The sequence below is a fragment of the Streptomyces sp. NPDC056600 genome (assembly GCF_042792855.1).
In the GTDB taxonomy this organism is placed as follows: Bacteria; Actinomycetota; Actinomycetes; order Streptomycetales; family Streptomycetaceae; genus Streptomyces.
Genome location: NZ_JBHTVQ010000013.1, coordinates 96252 through 115496 on the forward strand (window position 1 = coordinate 96252; position 19245 = coordinate 115496).

At 74.6% G+C, this 19245-nt stretch carries 9 protein-coding genes; all 9 read left to right on the plus strand.

Annotated elements, in window-relative coordinates; translation table 11 throughout:
• Positions 1–61: 61 nt before the first annotated feature.
• Positions 62–1702 (plus strand): ABC transporter substrate-binding protein, encoded by a 1641-nt coding sequence (locus ACFRAV_RS09790; RefSeq protein ID WP_382553227.1) that lies wholly within the window; start codon positions 62–64, stop codon positions 1700–1702.
• Positions 1699–2646 (plus strand): ABC transporter permease, encoded by a 948-nt coding sequence (locus tag ACFRAV_RS09795; protein WP_382553229.1) that lies wholly within the window; start codon positions 1699–1701, stop codon positions 2644–2646. Before ACFRAV_RS09790 ends, ACFRAV_RS09795 begins: the two co-directional genes overlap by 4 nt.
• The gene (locus ACFRAV_RS09800) at positions 2643–3509 is read left to right on the plus strand and encodes an ABC transporter permease (RefSeq protein ID WP_382553231.1); all 867 of its coding nucleotides are present in this window, start codon (positions 2643–2645) and stop codon (positions 3507–3509) included. The genes ACFRAV_RS09795 and ACFRAV_RS09800 overlap by 4 nt, the downstream gene beginning before the upstream one ends.
• Complete coding sequence (locus ACFRAV_RS09805; protein WP_382553233.1) at positions 3506–5137, plus strand: dipeptide ABC transporter ATP-binding protein; 1632 nt, start codon at positions 3506–3508, stop codon at positions 5135–5137. Before ACFRAV_RS09800 ends, ACFRAV_RS09805 begins: the two co-directional genes overlap by 4 nt.
• Before the next feature lie 93 nt (positions 5138–5230).
• Entirely contained in the window at positions 5231–6463 is a 1233-nt protein-coding gene (locus ACFRAV_RS09810; RefSeq protein ID WP_382553235.1) for an acyltransferase family protein, read from the plus strand.
• On the plus strand, positions 6460–7680 hold the full coding sequence (locus ACFRAV_RS09815) for a cytochrome P450 (protein ID WP_382553237.1): 1221 nt from the start codon (positions 6460–6462) through the stop codon (positions 7678–7680). Before ACFRAV_RS09810 ends, ACFRAV_RS09815 begins: the two co-directional genes overlap by 4 nt.
• A gap of 25 nt (positions 7681–7705) precedes the next feature.
• Entirely contained in the window at positions 7706–7900 is a 195-nt protein-coding gene (locus ACFRAV_RS09820; RefSeq protein ID WP_382553240.1) for a ferredoxin, read from the plus strand.
• A 1-nt stretch (position 7901) separates the two neighbouring features.
• A complete protein-coding gene (locus ACFRAV_RS09825) occupies positions 7902–8936 on the plus strand; it encodes an alpha/beta hydrolase (protein WP_382553241.1) in 1035 nt (344 codons plus the stop codon).
• An 82-nt stretch (positions 8937–9018) separates the two neighbouring features.
• Positions 9019–19245 (plus strand): SDR family NAD(P)-dependent oxidoreductase (locus ACFRAV_RS09830; RefSeq protein ID WP_382553243.1); only part of this gene is annotated, 10227 nt, incomplete at its 3' end.

Below are 19245 nucleotides of genomic sequence, written 5' to 3' on the forward strand. Positions count from 1 at the left end.
CGGCTTTAGAGGCGTGCCGAGAGTGGATACCGTCCCGCACCCCCGGCTTCCCGGAGTTCTCATGCAACCGCGCCGCCCCGTCCACAGAGCCGCCCTGCTGTCCGCCTTCGTGCTCGCCGCGGTGACGGCCTGTTCCACGGACGGCGGCGCGGACACCGCGACGGCGGGCGCCCCGCGCTCCGGGGGATCCCTCGTGTACGCCGGCGAGCAGGAACCCGACTGCTGGGACCCGCACACCAGCGCCCAGGACGTCACCGCCTTCGTACAGCGCCCGGTCTTCGATTCACTGGTGCACCAGACTCCCGACGGCGAGCTGGAGCCCTGGCTGGCCGAGAAGTGGACCGTCGGCGACGGCGGCAGGAGCTACCTGTTCACCCTGCGCGAGGGCGTGACCTTCACCGACGGCGCCGAGCTGGACGCGGCGGCGGTGAAGGCCAACTTCGACCACATCACCGCGAAGGCCACCCAGTCGCAGTACGCCGCCGGACTCCTCGGCCCCTACAAGGGGACCACCGTGCGCGACGAGCGGACCGTCGAGGTCCGCTTCAGTCGCCCCTACGCGCCCTTCCTCCAGGCGGCCAGCACCACCTACCTGGGCATCCAGTCCCCGAAGGCCCTGAAGAAGGGCGCCGACCAACTGTGCGCGGGCACCGCCTCGGTGGGCTCCGGACCGTTCAAGGCGAAGTCGTACGTGCGCGGCCAGCAGCGCGGCTACGTCCGCAACCCCGACTACGCGTGGGCGCCCGAAGGAGCCGGACACAGCGGCCCGGCCCGACTGTCCTCCTTCACCATCCGCTTCATGACCGAGGACGCCACCCGCGTGGGCGCCCTCACCTCCGGGCAGGTCGACGCGGCCGCCGCGCTGCCCGCCCAGCAGATCCCCACCGTGCGCCGCGACAAGAGGCTCGACATCCTCTCCCAGGCCGTCCCGGGAGCCGTCGACGCCTTCTACCTCAACACCGAGGGCGCGCTCTTCTCCGACGTCCGGGTGCGCCGCGCCTTCCGCCACGCCATCGACCTGGACACCGTGGTCGACTCCGTCTTCCAGGGCACCGCGGACCGCGCCCACAGCACCCTCTCGCCGACCACCCCGCACAGCTACGACGCCTCCCTGGAGAAGAAGCGCACCTACGACCCCGACCGCGCCGCCCGGCTCCTCGACGAGGCGGGCTGGACCGGCCGGAACGCCCAGGGGTACCGGACGAAGAACGGCCGCACCCTCACCGTCGTCGCCCCCGTCTACGGCAAGCCGAGCGTCTTCTCGCAGGCCGTGCAGGGCGACCTGAAGAAGGCCGGCATCAAGCTCGACCTGGCCGCCTCCACGGACGCCACCGAGGTCTCCTCCCGCCTCGACGAGGGCCGCTACGACCTCGTCGAGATGTCCTGGGCACGCGCCGACGGCGACATCCTCAGCCACTTCTTCCGCTCCACGGAGTCCTCGGCCGGCGGCGGCCACAACTTCTCCCGGCTCGACGACCCGCAGGTCGACAAGTGGCTCGACGAGGCCCAGCGCGCACAGGACCCCGAGAAGCGCGCCGCCGCCTACGCCAAGGTGCAGCACCGCACCCTCGACCAGGCGGTCGTGGTGCCGGCCTACGTCGAGCAGTCCACCGTCGGCGTCTCCGACCGGGTCCACGGGCTGCGGATGAGCAGCTCCGCCTGGCCGGAGTTCTACCCCGCCTGGGTGGAGGACGGCCGATGACCGTCCTGCGCCGCGTCGGCGCCCGGCTGGGCGCCGCGCTGCTGGTGGTGTGGGGTGCGGCCACCTGCGCCTTCCTCGTCCTCCAGCTGGTCCCCGGCGACCCCGTCCACGCCGTGGTCGGCTCCAACGCCCTGGTCGGGCCCGAGCAGCGGGAGGAGATCCGGCACCACTACGGGCTGGACCGCCCGCTGCCGGTCCAGTACCTCGCCTACCTCGGGCGGCTGCTCGGCGGCGACCTGGGCGACTCCTACCAGCTGCAGCAGCCGGTCGCGCAGGCGCTCGCCCAGCAGCTGCGGCCGACCGTGGAACTCGCCGTGGGCGCCACGCTGGTCGCCGCCGTCCTCGCCCTCGCGGTGACCGTGGCCACCTCGGGCCGCGCCCGCTGGCCACGCCGCCTGTCCGCGGCGGTGGAACTGGTCCTCGTCTCCACCCCGTCGTTCTGGCTCGGCATCGTCCTGCTGACGTTCTTCTCGTTCCGGCTCGGCTGGCTGCCGGTGTCCGACGGGGGAAGCATCCGGTCGCTCGTCCTGCCGGTCCTGACGCTGGCGTTGCCGATCGCCGCCGTCCTGATCCAGGTGATGCGCGAAGGACTCCTCGACGCGCTGCGCGGGCCGTTCGTGCTGACCGCACGGGCCCGCGGGCTCACCGAGTCCGCCGTGCGCTCCCGTCACGCGCTGCGGCACGCGGCGCTCCCCGCACTCACCCTCGCCGGCTGGTTCACCGGCACCCTGCTGGGCGGGGCGGTCGTGGTGGAGAACGTCTTCGCCCGCCCCGGCATCGGGCGGATCACCCTCCAGGCCGTCAGCGGCCGCGACCTGCCGCTCGTCCAGGGCGTGGTGACCCTGTCCGCCGTGGTGTTCGTCGCCGTCAGCGCCCTGGTGGAACTGCTCGCGGTGGCCGTCGACCCGCGGCTGCGGCCCGCCACGGGGGTGACCGCCGCATGACGACGCCGCCCGCGCCCCGCGCCCCGCGCAAGGCCCGCCGGGGCGCCGACCGCACGGCGCCGCCGCCGACGGTCCTGCTCAGCGCCCTCGTCCTCACCCTGTTCCTCACCGCAGCCCTCGTCCCGGACCTGTTCGCGTCCGCCGGCGCCACCGACACCGACCCGCTGCACACGCTCCAGGGTCCCGGCGCCGCCCACTGGTTCGGCACCGACCAGCTGGGACGCGACGTCTTCTCCCGGGTCGTCCACGGCACCCGCCACTCGCTGGCCATCGGAGCCGCCGCCACCGGCGCGGGCGCCGCCCTCGCCGTCGTCTGGGGCCTGACCGCCGCCCTGTCGGGCCGGCTGGGCGACGCACTGCTCATGCGGACGGCCGACGCCCTGCTCGCGCTGCCCGGCCTGCTGCTGGCGCTGCTCGTCATGCTCGTCACCGGCAAGGGCGTCACCGGCGCCACCATCGCCGTCGCGGTCGGCACCGCCCCCGGCCTCGCCCAGGTCGTCCGCACCCAGGCGCTCGTCGTGCGCCGCTCCGGATACGTCGAGGCGGCGGTCGCGCTCGGCGTGCCGCGCCCGCTGGTGGTGCTGCGCCACGTCCTGCCGAACACCCTGGGCCCGCTGCTGGTGCTCGCCACCGTCACTCTCGGCGCGTCCATCTCCACCGGCGCCGCACTGAGCTACCTCGGCCTCGGCGCCCAGCCGCCCACCCCGGAATGGGGCGCCATGCTCACCGAGGGCCAAGGATTCCTCGAACAGGCCTGGTGGATCGCCCTGTTTCCCGGACTGATGCTCGTCGCCACCGTCCTCACGGTCACCGTCCTGGGCCGCTGGGCCCAGGACCGCACGGAACGGCGTGCCGCCTCATGACGCTCCTCACCACGCGGGAGACCACCCCCGCGACGCTGATCGACGTGGCGGACCTCGACGTCCGCTTCGGCAGCGGGCCCCGACAGGTGCACGCCGTCCGCGGGGCGCACCTCACCCTGTCCGCGGGCCGCTGCCTCGCCCTGGTCGGCGAGTCCGGATCGGGCAAGAGCGCCCTCGCCCGCGCCCTGCTCGGGCTGGCCGGCCCCACCGCCGAGGTCGACGCCCGGCGGCTGCGGCTGTTCGGGCAGGACGCGACGGCCTTCGGGCCCCGCGAGTGGCGCGCGGTGCGCGGCCGGCGCATCGGCCTGGTCGCCCAGGACGCCCTCGTCGCCCTCGACCCGCTGCGTCCGGTCGGCAAGGAGATCGCCGAACCCCTGCTCACCCACCGGACCGTGCCGCGCCGCGCCGTCCCCACGCGGGTCGTGGGACTGCTTGAGCGGGTCGGGGTGCCCGAACCGCGGGAGCGGGCCCGCGCATACGTCCACCAGCTGTCCGGCGGACTGCGCCAGCGCGCGCTCATCGCCTCCGCGCTCGCGGCGGAACCCGGCGTGCTGATCGCCGACGAACCGACCACCGCGCTCGACGCGGCCGTGCAGGCCCGCGTCCTCGACCTGCTGGGCGAACTCACCCGGGCCGGCACCGGCCTGCTGCTCATCAGCCACGACCTGGCCGTGGTCGAGGCGCTCGCCGACGACGTGGCCGTGATGCGGGCCGGCCGGATCGTGGAACACGGACCCACCCGTGAGGTCCTGGACGCCCCCCGGCACCCGTACACCAGGGCCCTGCTCGACGCCGTCCCCGGCAGCCGGCCCCGCCCCCAGGCCCCGCCCGCCCCCGACGCGCCGCCGCTGCTCGAAGCCGCCGGCCTGACGAAACGGTTCAAGGGGCCGCGCGGCGCCCGGCGCACCGCCGTCGACGGCGTCTCCTTCACCCTGCGGCCGGGGGAGACGCTCGGCCTGGTCGGCGAATCCGGCTCCGGCAAGTCGACGCTGGCGAGGATGGTACTGGGCCTTACCGAGCCCGACGAGGGCACGGTACGTCTGGACGGCGCCGCGTGGAGCGGCGTGCCCGAGGGACGACGGAGGGCCGGCCGGCGCACGCTCCAGCTGGTGCCCCAGGACCCGCTGAGCGCGTTCGATCCCCGCTGGGACGTCGCCCGCGTGGTCGGCGAGGCGCTGGCCGTCGCCGGTGTGCCCCGCGAGGAACGGCGCCGGCACACCGTGCGGCTGCTCGAACAGGTCGGCCTGGGCGAACAGCACCTTGACCGGAGGCCGGCCGCGCTGTCCGGCGGCCAGCGGCAGCGCGTCGCCCTCGCCCGGGCCCTCGCCCCGCGGCCCCGGCTGCTGGTCTGCGACGAGCCGGTGTCCGCGCTCGACGTCTCCGTGCAGGCCCAGGTGCTCGACCTGCTGCGGGAGCTGCAGGCCTCGCTGGGCCTGGCGGTGCTCTTCATCTCCCACGACCTGGCGGTTGTCCGCGAGATCTGTGCCCGCGTCATGGTCATGAAGGACGGTCAGGTGGTCGAGTCCGGCCCGGTCGAGGACGTCTTCACGGCACCACGGCACGCCTGCACCCGCGCCCTGCTGGAAGCCGTGCCCCGGCGCGCCCGCGCCGCCCAAGAGCGGCTTTAGATCCGGCCAATCGGCGACTGCGAGCCTCGGCGGGCCAGTTTTCGGACAAGCCGGAGGTCACCTTCCATGCCAGGCGCCCCAGGACACCCCCAGGTGTCGAGACTGCCGTCGCTCACCGGGATGCGGTTCGTCGCCGCGCTGCTCGTCTTCGCCTTCCACACCACCTGGCAGACCGCCTACGTCGCCGGGACGGGCGGCGACGTCCTGGGCGACGTCTTCGCCAACGCCGGCTTCTACGGCGTCAGCTTCTTCTTCGTCCTCAGCGGCTTCGTGCTGACCTGGTCGGCCCGGCCGGAGGACACCAAGGCCGCCTTCTGGCGGCGCCGGCTGGTGAAGATCTACCCCAACCACCTGGTGACGTTCCTGATCGCCGCCGTGCTCATGCTGATCGCCGCCGACGCGTTCACCACCAAGGGCACCCTCGCCAACCTGTTCCTCGTGCAGGCATGGATCCCCGAGATCCAGGTGCCCAACACGATGAACGCCGTCAGCTGGTCGCTCTCCGTCGAACTGTTCTTCTACCTGAGCTTCCCGCTGCTGCTGCGCCTGCTGAACCGGGTGCCCGTGCGGCGGCTGTGGGCGCTCGCCGGCGTCCTCGGCGCCCTCACCGTGGTGGTACCGGCGATCGCGCAGTACGGCATCGGCGGCGTCCCGCTGCCGTTCATCGCCGACGGCACCCTGTCCTTCGGACAGATCTGGTTCGTCTACTTCTTCCCGCCCGTGCGCGCGCTGGAGTTCGTCCTCGGCATGGTCGCCGCCCGCCTGGTGCAGACCGGCTCTTGGCCGCGCCTCGGCCTGCTGCCGGCCGCCGCGATCGCCGTCGGCGGCTACGCCGTCAACTCCCTGGTGCCCTACCTGTACGGCGTCGCCGGCACCGCGGCCCTGTGGCTCACCCCGCTCGTCGCCGCCGCGGCGACGGCCGACCACCGCGGTGACGCGTCACCGGCACGCGGCCGGCTCCTCGTCCGTCTCGGCGAACTCTCCTTCGCCTTCTACATGGTGCACGGGCTGGTCACCTCCTACGCGCACCGATGGCTGGTCGCCGGCAAGGACCTGCCGCCCCTGGCCGGCGCGGCGGCGCTGCTCGGCGCGCTGCTCCTCAGCCTGGCCCTGGCCCTCACCCTGTACCGCTGGGTGGAGGAGCCGCTCATGCGGAGGTTCGGGGCGCCACCGCGCCGCCCGGGAGCGCCGACGGGGGCCGCGACGGTCTCCGCGACGCCCACGGCCTCCGCGAGCCCGGCCACCACCTCCGCGACCACCGGAAGCCCGGAGACCGCCCCCGGGGCGTCGGCCCCCCGCCCCACCGCTCTGGAGGCCCGCGAATGACCGACCTCACCACCGCCCCGGCCGGCGACCGCGAGGTCCCCGCCTACCCGCAGGCACGCGGCTGCCCCTTCGAACCGCCGCGGGGATACGAGCGGTACGTCGCGGACGGGCCGGTCACGCCCGTCCGGCTGTACGACGGACGCCGCGTGTGGGCCGTCAGCGGCCACGCCGAGGCCCGCCAGGTGCTGCTGGACGCGGCGACCTTCTCCTCCGACCGCGTCCACCCGCACTACCCCGCGACCGCGCCGCGCTTCGAATCGGCACGCAAGGTGCGCAACTTCATCGGCATGGACCCGCCGGAACACACGGTGCAGCGGCGCATGCTGCTGTCCCAGTTCACCGTGAAGAAGGTCCAGGCGCTGCGCCCCGGCATCCAGCGCCTCGTCGACGGGCTGATCGACACCCTCGAGGCGAAGGGACCGGTCGTCGACCTGGTGCCGGAGTTCGCGCTGCCGGTGCCGTCCGTCGTCATCTGCGAACTGCTCGGCGTTCCCTACACCGACCACGCCTTCTTCGAGCAGCAGTCACGGCGCGTGGTGACGGGCACGACCTCGCTGGAGGACAGCGCGGACGCCTTCGCCCAGCTGAGCGCCTACCTCGACGGACTGATCGGCCGCAAGCAGCGGGACCCGGGCGACGGCCTGCTCGACACGCTGATCGCGGAACAGCTCACCACCGGGACGCTGACCCGGCGCGACCTCGTCGACATCGCCCTGCTGCTGCTCGTCGCCGGTCACGAGACCACGGCCAGCGCGATCGCGCTCGGCGTGGTGACCCTGCTGGAGCACCCGGACCAGCTGGCCGCGCTGCGCTCGGACGCCACGCTGCTGCCCTCGGCGGTGGAGGAACTCCTGCGGTACATGGCGATCGCCGACGGCGTGGCCCGCTTCGCCACCACCGACACCGAACTGGGCGGCCACCGGGTGCGCGCCGGCGACGGCGTGGTCGTGGTCATCTCCACGGCCAACCGGGACGAGGAGGCCTTCCCCGGCGCCGCGTCCTTCGACGTGACGCGCGGGGCCCGGCACCACGTGTCGTTCGGCCACGGGGTGCACCAGTGCATCGGGCAGAACCTCGCGCGGGCGGAGATGGAGATCGCCCTGTCCACGCTCTTCCGCCGGCTGCCCGGGCTGCGGCTCGCCGTCCCGGCGGAACGACTGACCGCGAAGGAACCGGGCGGCGTCCAGGGCGTCTGGGAACTGCCCGTCACATGGTGAGCACTGCTGAGAGGAACTGACGACCATGCGGATCACGGCCGACACCCACCGGTGTCTGGGCGCGGGACAGTGCGTCCTGTCCGCCCCCGACCGTTTCGACCAGTCGGACGAGGGGACGGTGCTCGTGCTCGACGCCCAGGTGGCGGACGCCGCCGAGGAACGGCGCTTCCGGGACGTCGTGGCGCTGTGTCCCTCCCAGGCGATCGCCCTGGAGGACTGAGATGCCCGTGACCGGAAGTCTCGCCGAGGCCGTCGCGGAGCACCGGGGAGCGCTGCTGCCCGTCGGCGACCTGCCCGCCGTGCCGGGCGCCTCGGTCCGGGAGGTCACCGTGCCCGGGCCGCCCGGCGCGCCCCGGGTCCTGCTGCGGGTGTACCGGCCCGACGGGATCGGCGACGCGTTGCCGAGCGTGCTGTGGGTGCACGGCGGCGGCTTCTGCCTGGGCAACGTGGACTCCGTCCACACGGGGGCGGCGCAGGCCGCGCTGGCGGCGCGCGCGGTGGTCGTCGCCGTCTCCTACCGGCTCGCCCCCGAGCACCCCTTCCCGGCGGGACTCGACGACTGCTGGGCGGCCCTGGAATGGGTCGCCGGGCACCCGGGGGAACTGGGCGCGGATCCCTCGCGGCTCGCCGTCGCGGGAGCGAGTTCCGGCGGGTGCCTGGCCGCGGGCCTCACCCTGCTCGCCCGCGAGCGCGGCGGTCCGGCGCTGTGCTTCCAGCACCTGAGCACCCCGGTCCTCGACGACCGGCTCACCACCGGCTCCATGACGGCGTTCACCGACACCCCGATCTGGAACCGCCGCCTCGCCGAGGAGAGCTGGTCTCTGTACCTGGGCCCGCGGAGCGGACCCGTCCCCGAGCACGCGGCCCCGGCCCGTGCCGAGGACCTGAGCGGCCTGCCGCCGGCCTTCCTCTCCACGGCGGGCCTGGACCCGCTGCGCGACGAGGGCCTGGAGTACGGGCTGCGTCTCGCCCGCGCCGGCGTCCCGGTCGAGGTGCACAACTTCCCCGGGGCCCACCACGCCTTCGGCGGACCTTCGACGCCCCACGAGCAGCGGCGCATCGCGCTGGAGCACCTGGACGCCCTGCGGCGCGGCCTGAACCCGGCACCGCGACCCGAGCCGGCGCCGCGACCCGATCCGGCACCGCGGCCCGATCCGGCATCGCGACTCGACACAGCGCCGCGACCCGATCCGACGCGGCGGTTCGGCCCGACGCCGCGACCCGATGCCGGGCCGTCGGCGGCGACGGCGGTTTAGAGACGCGCAAGACCGCCGTTAGGCGGCGTCGCGAGGCTCGGTCGTGCCAGGTAGTCCTCACCGAGGGAGTACGTGACACACCATGCGCAACGACCGCCCCGCGCCGATCGCCGTCGTCGGACTCGCCTGCCGCCTCCCCAAGGCCCCGGACCCCGACTCCTTCTGGGCACTCCTCAGCAGGGGCGAGGACGCCGTCGGGAAGGCCCCCGCGGACCGCTGGTCCCCGACGGCCCCCGCGCGGGGCGCCTTCCTCGACGAGGTGGACCGCTTCGACGCCGCCTTCTTCGGCATCTCCCCGCGCGAGGCGGCGGCCATGGACCCGCAGCAGCGTCTGCTGCTCGAGCTGGGCTGGGAGGCGCTGGAGGAGGCCGGCATCGTCCCGGGGGCGCTCGCCGGCAGCCGGACGGCCGTCCTTGCCGCCGCGATATGGGACGACTACGCCGCCCTCCACCACCGGCGGGGCGAGGACGCCGCGGACCGTCACTCGGTCACCGGCCTGCACCGGGGCATCCTCGCCAACCGGCTCTCCTACGTCCTCGGGCTGAGAGGGCCGAGCCTGACCGTCGACTCGGCCCAGTCGTCGTCCCTGGTCGCGGTGCACCTGGCGTGCGAGAGCCTGCGCTCGGGTGAGTCCGACCTGGCGGTCGTCGGCGGCGTCAACCTCGTGCTGTCCCCGCACAGCAGCGCGGACAGCACGCGCTTCGGCGCGCTCTCACCCGACGGGCGGTGCTTCACCTTCGACGAGCGGGCCAACGGCTACGCACGGGGCGAGGGCGGTGTCGCGGTCGTCCTCAAGCCGCTGGACCGGGCGCGGGCGGACGGCGACCGGGTGCACTGCGTGATCCTCGGCAGCGCGGTCAACAACGACGGCGCCTCCCGCGGCCTCACGGTGCCCGACCGGGCGGCGCAGGAGGCCGTGATCCGCGAGGCGCACCGACGGGCGGGCACGGACCCGGCCTCCGTCGGATACGTCGAGCTCCACGGCACCGGCACACCGGTGGGCGACCCGGTCGAGGCCGCCGCGCTGGGAGCAGCCCTCGGGGCCGGCCGGCCCGCCGGCTCCCCGCTGCGGGTCGGCTCCGCCAAGACCAACGTGGGCCACCTGGAGGGCGCCGCCGGTCTGGTGGGCCTGCTCAAGACGGCCCTGGCCGTCTCCCGGCGCCGACTGCCGGCGAGCCTCAACTTCCGTACGCCGAACCCGCGGATCCCGCTCGCCGAGCTCGGTCTCGCCGTGCAGACCGCACTCGGCGACTGGCCGGACGCCGGGCGGCCGCTGGTCGCGGGCGTCAGCTCGTTCGGCATGGGCGGTACCAACTGCCATGTGGTGGTGGGCGACACGGCCGCCGCCGGGCTCGCGCCGGACGCGCCGGACACGCCGGACGACCGCCCGGCGCCGCACACGGCGGGTCCGCTGCCCTGGCTCGTAACCGCCCGGGACGAGGCGGCACTGCGAGCCCAGGCCGGGAAGCTGGCGGAGCACGCGGACGGTCCGGGATCCACGGCACGTCCCGAGGACACCGCCTTCGCGCTGGCGGCCACCCGGACGCGGTTCGCCGAGCGCGCCGTGGTCCTCGGGGAGGGGCGCGAGGAACTGCTGCGCGGTGTCCAGGCGCTGGCCGCGGGTGAGGAACACCCGTCGGTGGTCCGCGGCCGGGCCGAGCGACCGGCCCGCGCCGCGGTGCTGTTCACCGGGCAGGGGAGTCAGTACGCCGGGATGGGGCGTGAGCTGTACGCGGCGGAGCCGGTGTTCGCCGCGGCGTTCGACGAGGTGTGCGCGGCGGTGGACGTGCATCTCGAACGGCCGTTGCGTGACGTGGTGTTCGGTGACGTCGGCGGGCTGGACGAGACGCGGTGGACGCAGCCGGCGTTGTTCGCGCTGGAGACCGCGTTGTTCCGGCTGGCCGTGCACTACGGGCTGGAGCCGGACTGCCTGGCCGGTCATTCGATCGGTGAGGTGACGGCCGCGCATGTGGCCGGGGTGCTGTCGCTCACGGATGCGGCGTCGTTGGTGGCGGCGCGGGGGCGGTTGATGCAGCAGGCCTCGGCCGGGGGTGCGATGACGGCCGTGGAGGCGACGGAGGAGGAGGTGCTGCCTCTCCTGGCGCAGGGTGTCTCGTTGGCGGCGGTGAACGGGCCCCAATCGGTGGTCGTCTCCGGTGACGAGGCCGAAGTCGAGCGCGTGGCAGGCCACTTCGCAGAGCTGGGACGGCGGACGCGGCGCCTGGCCGTGAGCCATGCGTTCCACTCGGCGCACATGGAGCCGGTGCTGGAGGAGTTCCGTGAAGTCGCTGCCGGGCTGACCTTCCGGGCTCCCCGCATCCCGCTCGTCTCCACCCTCACGGGGGAGCCGGCGACGGCGGAGGAGCTGGCCTCGCCGGACTACTGGACCCGCCAGATCCGCGACACCGTCCGCTTCCACGACGCCGCACGGACGATCGGGCGCGACGGCCGCACCGTCTTCCTCGAACTCGGCCCGGATGCCGTCCTCACCGGCATGGGCCGCGCATCCCTGCGGGCGGAGGAGCACGTCCTGCTTCCCGGGCTGCGTCGCGGCCGACCCGAACGGTTCGCCCTGCTGACCGCGCTGGCCGGGGCGTACGTCGAAGGCGCCACCGTCGGCTGGGAGCCGGCGCTCGCGGCGCGCGGCGGTCGTGCCGTGCCGCTGCCCACGTACGCGTTCCAGCGGGAGCGCCACTGGATCGCGGGGGAGCCTCATCACCGGCCGCCCCTGGCGGTGGCCGACGCGGACCCGCACGCCCTGCCGGGCACCGAGCCCGTGGCCGGGGGCGAGGCGGGCACGGCTTCCCGGACCGAGGCGCCCCGGCCCTTGTCACGCCCCGAGCTGCTGGAACTCGTCCGCACGCACGCGTCGATCGTCCTCGGGCACGTCACCGCCGACGCCGTGGACCCCGGACGCAGCTTCAAGGAACTGGGCTTCGACTCGCTGTCCGGTGTCGACCTGCGGGACCGGCTGGCCGCCGCCACCGGGCTGACCCTTCCTGCCGGGCTCGTCTACAACCACCCCACGCCCGACGCCGTGGTGGAGCTGCTGCACGGCCTGCTCGGTCACCCTGCGGACGAGGCGACGGCACCGGTGTCCCGCGTGGTCTCCGACGAGCCGGTCGCGATCATCGGCATGGCCTGCCGCTACCCGGGAGGCGTCGCCTCCCCGGAGGACCTGTGGGAGCTCGTCAGCTCCGGCGCCGACGCCATCGGCCCGTTCCCCGTCGACCGGGGCTGGGACCTGTCCGCGCTCCACGACCCCGACCCGGCCACGCCCGGGACCACCTACGTGCGGCACGGCGGATTCCTGGACGCGGCCGGTGACTTCGACCCGGCGCTGTTCGGCATCAGCCCGCGCGAGGCCGAGGCGATGGACCCGCAGCAGCGGCTGCTGCTGGAGACGGCGTGGGAGACCTTCGAGCGGGCCGGTATCGCTCCCGAGGCGCTGCGCGGCACCGGATCCGGAGTGTTCGTCGGCGCGACGGGCCAGGACTACGGACCGCGCCTTCACGAAGCCGCCGACGGGCACGACGGTCACCTGCTGACCGGCAGCACCATGAGCGTCGCCTCGGGCCGCCTCGCGTACACCTTCGGACTGCAGGGCCCCGCCGTCACGGTGGACACCGCGTGCTCGTCCTCGCTGGTCGCCCTGCACCTCGCGGTCCAGGCCCTGCGGCAGGGGGAGTGTGAACTGGCCCTGGCCGGCGGAGTCACCGTGATGCCGACGCCCGGCATGTTCGTGGAGTTCAGCCGGCAGCGGGGTCTGGCGCCGGACGGGCGGTGCAAGCCGTTCGCGCAGGCCGCCGACGGCACCGCCTGGTCGGAGGGCGTGGGTCTGCTGCTGGTGGAGCGGCTGTCCGACGCCCGCCGCAACGGTCACCGCGTCCTCGCGGTGGTACGCGGTTCCGCGGTGAACCAGGACGGCGCCAGCAACGGGCTGACCGCCCCCAGCGGCCCCGCCCAGGAACGCGTCGTCCGGCAGGCTCTGGCGGCAGCCGGGTGCGCGCCCGGGGAGATCGACGTGATGGAGGCCCACGGGACCGGTACCCGGCTGGGTGATCCGATCGAGGCGCAGGCGTTGATCTCGGTGTACGGGCAGGGGCGTGAGGTCGAACGGCCGCTGTTGTTGGGGTCGTTGAAATCGAACATCGGGCATGCGCAGGCTGCTGCCGGTGTCGGCGGGGTCATCAAGATGGTCGAGGCGATGCGTCATGGGGTGGTGCCGGGGACGCTGCACGTGGACGCGCCGTCGCCTCATGTGGACTGGTCGGCGGGTGCGGTCGAGCTGGTGACGGAGGCGGTGGGGTGGCCGGAGCGGGAGCGTCCGCGTCGGGCGGCGGTCTCCTCCTTCGGCATCAGCGGCACCAACGCCCACGTCATCCTCGAACAGGCGCCGGAGGACTCCCACCCCGTCACCGAAGGACCGGAGCGGGACGGTGTGTGCCCGGGGGCCCTGCCGCTGGTCCTGTCGGCGCACACGCCGGAGGCACTGCGGGGCCAGGCCGCCCGCCTGAAGGCCTACCTCGAAACCCGCCCGGGCGCCGACCTGGCCTCGGCCGCCGTCGCACTGACGACGGGACGCGCCCACCTGGAGCACCGGGCCGTCGTCATGGCGGACGACCGGGACCGCGCCCTCCCGGCGCTCGCGGCGCTCGCCTCCGGCACCGAGGCCGCTGACCTGGTGCGGGGTCGTGCCACGAGTCCGGTGCGGTCGGCGTTCGTCTTCACCGGACAGGGGAGTCAGTACGCCGGGATGGGGCGTGAGCTGTACGCGGCGGAGCCGGTGTTCGCCGCGGCGTTCGACGAGGTGTGCGCGGCCTTGGACGTGCATCTGGAACGGCCGTTGCGTGACGTGGTGTTCGGTGACGTCGGCGGGCTGGACGAGACGCGGTGGACACAGCCGGCGTTGTTCGCGCTGGAGACCGCGTTGTTCCGGCTGGTCGCGCACTACGGGCTGGAGCCGGACTGCCTGGCCGGTCATTCGATCGGTGAGGTGACGGCCGCGCATGTGGCCGGGGTGCTGTCGCTCACGGATGCGGCGTCGTTGGTGGCGGCGCGGGGGCGGTTGATGCAGCAGGCCTCGGCCGGGGGTGCGATGACGGCCGTGGAGGCGACGGAGGAGGAGGTGCTGCCTCTCCTGGCGCAGGGTGTCTCGTTGGCGGCGGTGAACGGGCCCCGGTCGGTGGTCGTCTCGGGCGACGAGGCCGAAGTCGAGCGTGTGGCGCGGCACTTCGCGGAGCTGGGGCGGCGGACACGACGCCTGACGGTCAGCCATGCGTTCCACTCGGCGCACATGGAGCCGGTGCTGGAGGAGTTCCGTGAAGTCGCTGCCGGGCTGACCTTCCGGGCTCCCCGCATCCCGCTCGTCTCCACCCTCACGGGGGAGCCGGCGACGGCGGAGGAGCTGGCCTCGCCGGACTACTGGACCCGCCAGATCCGCGACACCGTCCGCTACCACCACGCCGTCCGGACCCTCGAGGACCGAGGCGTCACGTGGGTGGTGGAGCTCGGGCCCGACGCGGTGTTGAGCGCCCTGACCCCCGACGCCCTGCCCCTCCTGCGCAAGGGACGCGACGAGCGGCGCACCCTGCACACCGCGCTGGCCACCGCGTGGGCGAGGGGCGTGGCACTGGACTGGGCGGCCCTGCTGCCGCAGCGCGCGCCGACCGAGGACCTGCCGACCTACGCCTTCCAGCACCAGCGGTACTGGATGCTGCCCCCGGCTCCCGCCCCGCGCACCGAGGAACTGGGACTGGAGTCTTCCGGGCACCCCCTGCTGGGCGCCTCCGTGCAGCGCGCCGACGACGGGAGCCTGCTGCTGACCGGTCAGCTGAGCGTGGACGCACAGCCCTGGCTCGCCGACCACCGGGTGCTGGACCGCATCCTGCTGCCCGCCACGGCCTTCGTCGATCTCGCGCTGGCCGCCGGTGAGCGCGCCGAGACGCCCCGCCTGGAGGAACTCACCCTCCAGGCCCCGCTGGTGCTGCCGGAAGCCGGCCAGGGCGCCGTACAGGTTCAGCTGAGCGTCGCGGCCGTCGACGCGCACGGGACACGCGGACTGGCCGTGCACTCCCGCCCCGCCGAGGGCGGGTCCTGGACCCGGCACGCGACCGGGCTGCTGTCCGTCTCCCGCACCACTGGCGACGACACGCCCGTGGTCCCCGCCGCTTGGCCGCCGGCCCACGCGGAGCCGGTGGACGTCGACGCCCTCTACGACCGCCTCGACGTCCTCGGCCTGGTGTACGGGCCGGCGTTCCGCTGCGTGCGGGCGGCCTGGCGTCGCGGAGAGGACCTGTACGCCGAGCTGGTGCTCCCGGACAGCGGTCCTGAGGCGGCCGTCGGCTTCGGCGTGCACCCCGCCCTGCTCGACGCCGCCCTGCACCCGCTGGTCGGCCGCCCGGAGGCACCGGGTGACCGGCCCGAGCTGCCGTTCTCCTGGACAGGCGTCGAGCTGCACGCCACCGGCGCCACGACCCTGCGCGCGCACTGGTCCGGGCGCCGGCTGACCGCCGTCGACCCCGCCGGCCGCACCGTCCTGTCGGCCGAGGAGCTGGCGCTGCGGCCCGCCGACGCACAGCCCGCCACCGGTGCCGTACGGCCGCCCGAGTCGTACCGCGTCGACTGGGTTCCGGTCGTGCACCCGGCCGCCGGGGAGGGAGGGGCCGCCGACACGAGCGGCGTCACGTCCGTGGACGCGCTCGGCGCACTGCCCGGCGAGGACCCCGTGGCCGGGGTGGTGGCGCTGCGGCTGCCCGCGGGGCGTGAAGCCGTCGGACGGGCGTTCGAGGCCGTGCGCGCCTGGATCGCCGACGAGCGGTTCGCCGAGGCCCGCCTGCTGTTCCTGACCCGCGGAGCGCGCGGAGCCGACCCCTGGGCCGCCGCGGTGTGGGGCCTGGTGCGCTCGGCGCAGTCCGAGCATCCCGGACGCTTCCTCCTCGCCGATCTGCCCCCGGGCACCGCGACCGCGGACCCCGGCGTGGTGGCCGCCCTGGCCACGGCAGCCCGGCAGGAGCCGCAGCTCGCCGTCGGTGACGACGGGGCCCTGCTGGCACCGCGCCTGGTGCGGGCGGGCACAGGCGGCAGCGCACCGGCAGAGGGCGGCGGTGCACCGAACTTCGCCGGGCGCACCGTGCTGGTGACCGGCGGGACCGGCGGACTGGGGCGTCCGCTGGCACGGCGCCTCGTGACCCGGCACGGCGCCCGGCATCTGCTGCTGCTCAGCCGACGCGGCGACGCCGCCCCGGGAGCGCGGGAGCTGGCCGCCGAGTTGTCCGAGGTGGGCGCCACCGTGGAGATCGCGGCCTGTGACACGACGGACCGTGCGGCGCTCGCCGGGATCCTCGCCGCCATCCCGTCGCACCGGCCGCTCGGCGCCGTGTTCCATCTGGCCGGCGTCCTCGACGACGGCACGGTCGAAGCGCTCACCGAAGCCCGGCTGGAGGCGGTGCTGCGGCCGAAGGCGGACGCGGCGCTGCTGCTGCACGAGCTGACCGCGGACCTGGAGCTCGACGCCTTCGTCCTGTTCTCCTCGGTCACCGGGGTCCTGGGCACGGCCGGTCAGGCGAACTACGCGGCGGCCAACGCGTTCCTGGACGCCCTGGCCCAGCACCGCCATGCGCGGGGACTGCCCGCGACGTCCCTCGCCTGGGGCCTGTGGGACACCGGCGACGGCATGGCCGGACAGCTCGCGGCCGCCGAACGCGCACGGTGGGCTCGTTCGGGCGTCCAGCCGCTCACCGCCGACGAGGGCCTCGCGCTCCTGGACGCGGCGCTCGCCGGCCCCGGCGGTGCGCTGGTGCCCGTACGCATCGACAGCGCCGCGTTGCGTGAGCGCGCCGCGGGCGGCGTTCTGCCCGCCCCGTTGCGCGGACTCGTCCGCACCCCGCTCCCGCGGGCCGCCGTGCATGGGACCGCGGCGAACTGGGTGGAGCGCACGGCCGCGCTGCCCGGCCCCGAACGGGAGAACGCCGTCGCGGAGGTGGTGCTGCAAGCGGCCGCCGCGGTGCTGGGACACACGACTCCCGCCTCGATCGACGGCGCCCGCGCCTTCCGCGACCTCGGCTTCGACTCGCTCACCGGCGTCGAGCTGCGGAACCGGCTCGTGGCCGGCACCGGCCTGCGGCTGCCCGCCACGGCCGTCTTCGACCATCCGTCGCCGCAGGCACTGACCGCGTTCCTGCTGTCGCTCCTGCCCGGCGACGCGCCTGTCCCGGCCGGGGCAGCCGGCTCCGCCGTCGCGGTGCCGGTCGCCGACGACGACCCGATCGCGATCGTCGGCATGGCCTGCCGCTACCCGGGGGGCGTGGCCTCCCCGGAGGACCTGTGGAACCTCGTCGCCTCGGGCACGGACGCCGTCGGGCCCTTCCCCGCCGACCGGGGCTGGGACCTGTCCGCCCTGTACGACCCGGACCCGGAGACCCTCGGTACCTCCTACTCCCGTGAGGGGGGCTTCCTGTACGGCGCGGCCGACTTCGACGCGGACTTCTTCGGGATGAGCCCCCGTGAGGCGCTCGCGACCGATCCGCAGCAGCGGCTGCTGCTGGAGACGGCGTGGGAGACCTTCGAGCGGGCGGGCATCGCGCCCGGCTCCCTGCGCGGGTCGAGGACCGGTGTCTTCGCCGGCGCGATGTACCACGACTACGTCACCGGACCGGCAGGCATCCCCAGGGAGCTGGAGGGCTACCTGCTGACCGGCAACACGTCGAGCGTGGTCTCCGGCCGGGTGGCGTACACGTTCGGTCTGGAGGGGCCGGCGGTGACGGTGGACACCGCGTGCTCGTCGTCGTTGGTGGCGTTGCACCTGGCGGCGCAGGCGTTGCACAGTGGTGAGTGCGACCTGGCGCTGGCCGGTGGGGTCACCGTGATGGCCAGTCCGGCGACGTTCGTGGAGTTCAGCCGGCAGCGGGGTCTGGCGCCGGACGGGCGGTGCAAGTCGTTCGCCGCGGGGGCGGACGGGACCGGCTGGAGCGAAGGTGCCGGCCTGCTGCTCGTGGAGCGGCTGTCCGACGCCCGCCGCAACGGTCACGAGGTGCTGGCGGTGCTGCGCGGCTCGGCGGTGAACCAGGACGGCGCCAGCAACGGGCTGACCGCGCCCAACGGCCCCGCCCAGGAACGCGTCATCCGCCAGGCCCTCGCCAACGCGCACCTCACCCCGGCCGACGTCGACGCCGTCGAGGCGCACGGGACCGGCACCCGCCTCGGTGATCCGATCGAGGCGCAGGCGTTGATCTCGGTGTACGGGCAGGGGCGTGAGGTCGAACGGCCGCTGTTGTTGGGGTCGTTGAAGTCGAACATCGGGCATGCGCAGGCTGCTGCCGGTGTCGGCGGGGTCATCAAGATGGTCGAGGCGATGCGTCATGGGGTGGTGCCGGGGACGCTGCACGTGGACGCGCCGTCGCCTCATGTGGACTGGTCGGCGGGTGCGGTCGAGCTGGTGACGGAGGCGGTGGAGTGGCCGGAGCGGGAGCGTCCGCGTCGGGCGGCGGTCTCCTCCTTCGGCATCAGCGGCACCAACGCCCACGTCATCCTTGAACAGGCCGAGCCGTCGGTGGAGACAGGCGACGGCCACTACGGCCCCGTGATCCTTCCCCTCTCGGCCCGAACTCCCCAGGCGTTGCGTCAACAGGCGGCTCGCCTGGCCGAGTTCGTCGCCAAGCGTCCTGACCGCCTGGTGGCCACAGCGAGCGCGTTGGCCCACGGCCGCGCGGCCCTCGAACAGCGCGCGGCCGTGGTCGTCGACGGCCCGGACGCGCGGGCCGAGGCGGTGCAGGGCTTGCGGGCGATCGCCGACGGAGTGGAGCACCCGGCGGTGCGGCTCGGCACCGCTACCGGTCCGGTGCGGCCGGCGTTCGTGTTCACCGGGCAGGGGAGTCAGTACGCCGGGATGGGGCGTGAGCTGTACGCGGCGGAGCCGGTGTTCGCCGCGGCGTTCGACGAGGTGTGCGCGGCGGTGGACGTGCATCTGGAACAGCCGTTGCGTGACGTGGTGTTCGGTGACGTCGGCGGGCTGGACGAGACGCGGTGGACGCAGCCGGCGTTGTTCGCGCTGGAGACCGCGTTGTTCCGGCTCGCCGAGCACTGGGGGCTGGAGCCGGCCTACGTGGCCGGTCATTCGATCGGTGAGGTGACGGCCGCGCACGTGGCCGGGGTGCTGTCACTCCCTGACGCCGCCCTGCTGGTGGCGGCGCGGGGGCGGTTGATGCAGCAGGCCCCGGCCGGGGGTGCGATGACGGCCGTGGAGGCGACGGAGGAGGAGGTGCTGCCTCTCCTGGCGCAGGGTGTCTCGTTGGCGGCGGTGAACGGGCCC

Bases quoted from the DNA above. Each gene is read 5' to 3' on its own strand.
- ACFRAV_RS09790 (WP_382553227.1), top strand. From the start codon at position 62: ATGCAACCGCGCCGCCCCGTCCACAGAGCCGCCCTGCTGTCCGCCTTC.
- ACFRAV_RS09795 (WP_382553229.1), top strand. From the start codon at position 1,699: ATGACCGTCCTGCGCCGCGTCGGCGCCCGGCTGGGCGCCGCGCTGCTG.
- ACFRAV_RS09800 (WP_382553231.1), top strand. From the start codon at position 2,643: ATGACGACGCCGCCCGCGCCCCGCGCCCCGCGCAAGGCCCGCCGGGGC.
- ACFRAV_RS09805 (WP_382553233.1), top strand. From the start codon at position 3,506: ATGACGCTCCTCACCACGCGGGAGACCACCCCCGCGACGCTGATCGAC.
- ACFRAV_RS09815 (WP_382553237.1), top strand. From the start codon at position 6,460: ATGACCGACCTCACCACCGCCCCGGCCGGCGACCGCGAGGTCCCCGCC.
- ACFRAV_RS09820 (WP_382553240.1), top strand. From the start codon at position 7,706: ATGCGGATCACGGCCGACACCCACCGGTGTCTGGGCGCGGGACAGTGC.
- ACFRAV_RS09825 (WP_382553241.1), top strand. From the start codon at position 7,902: ATGCCCGTGACCGGAAGTCTCGCCGAGGCCGTCGCGGAGCACCGGGGA.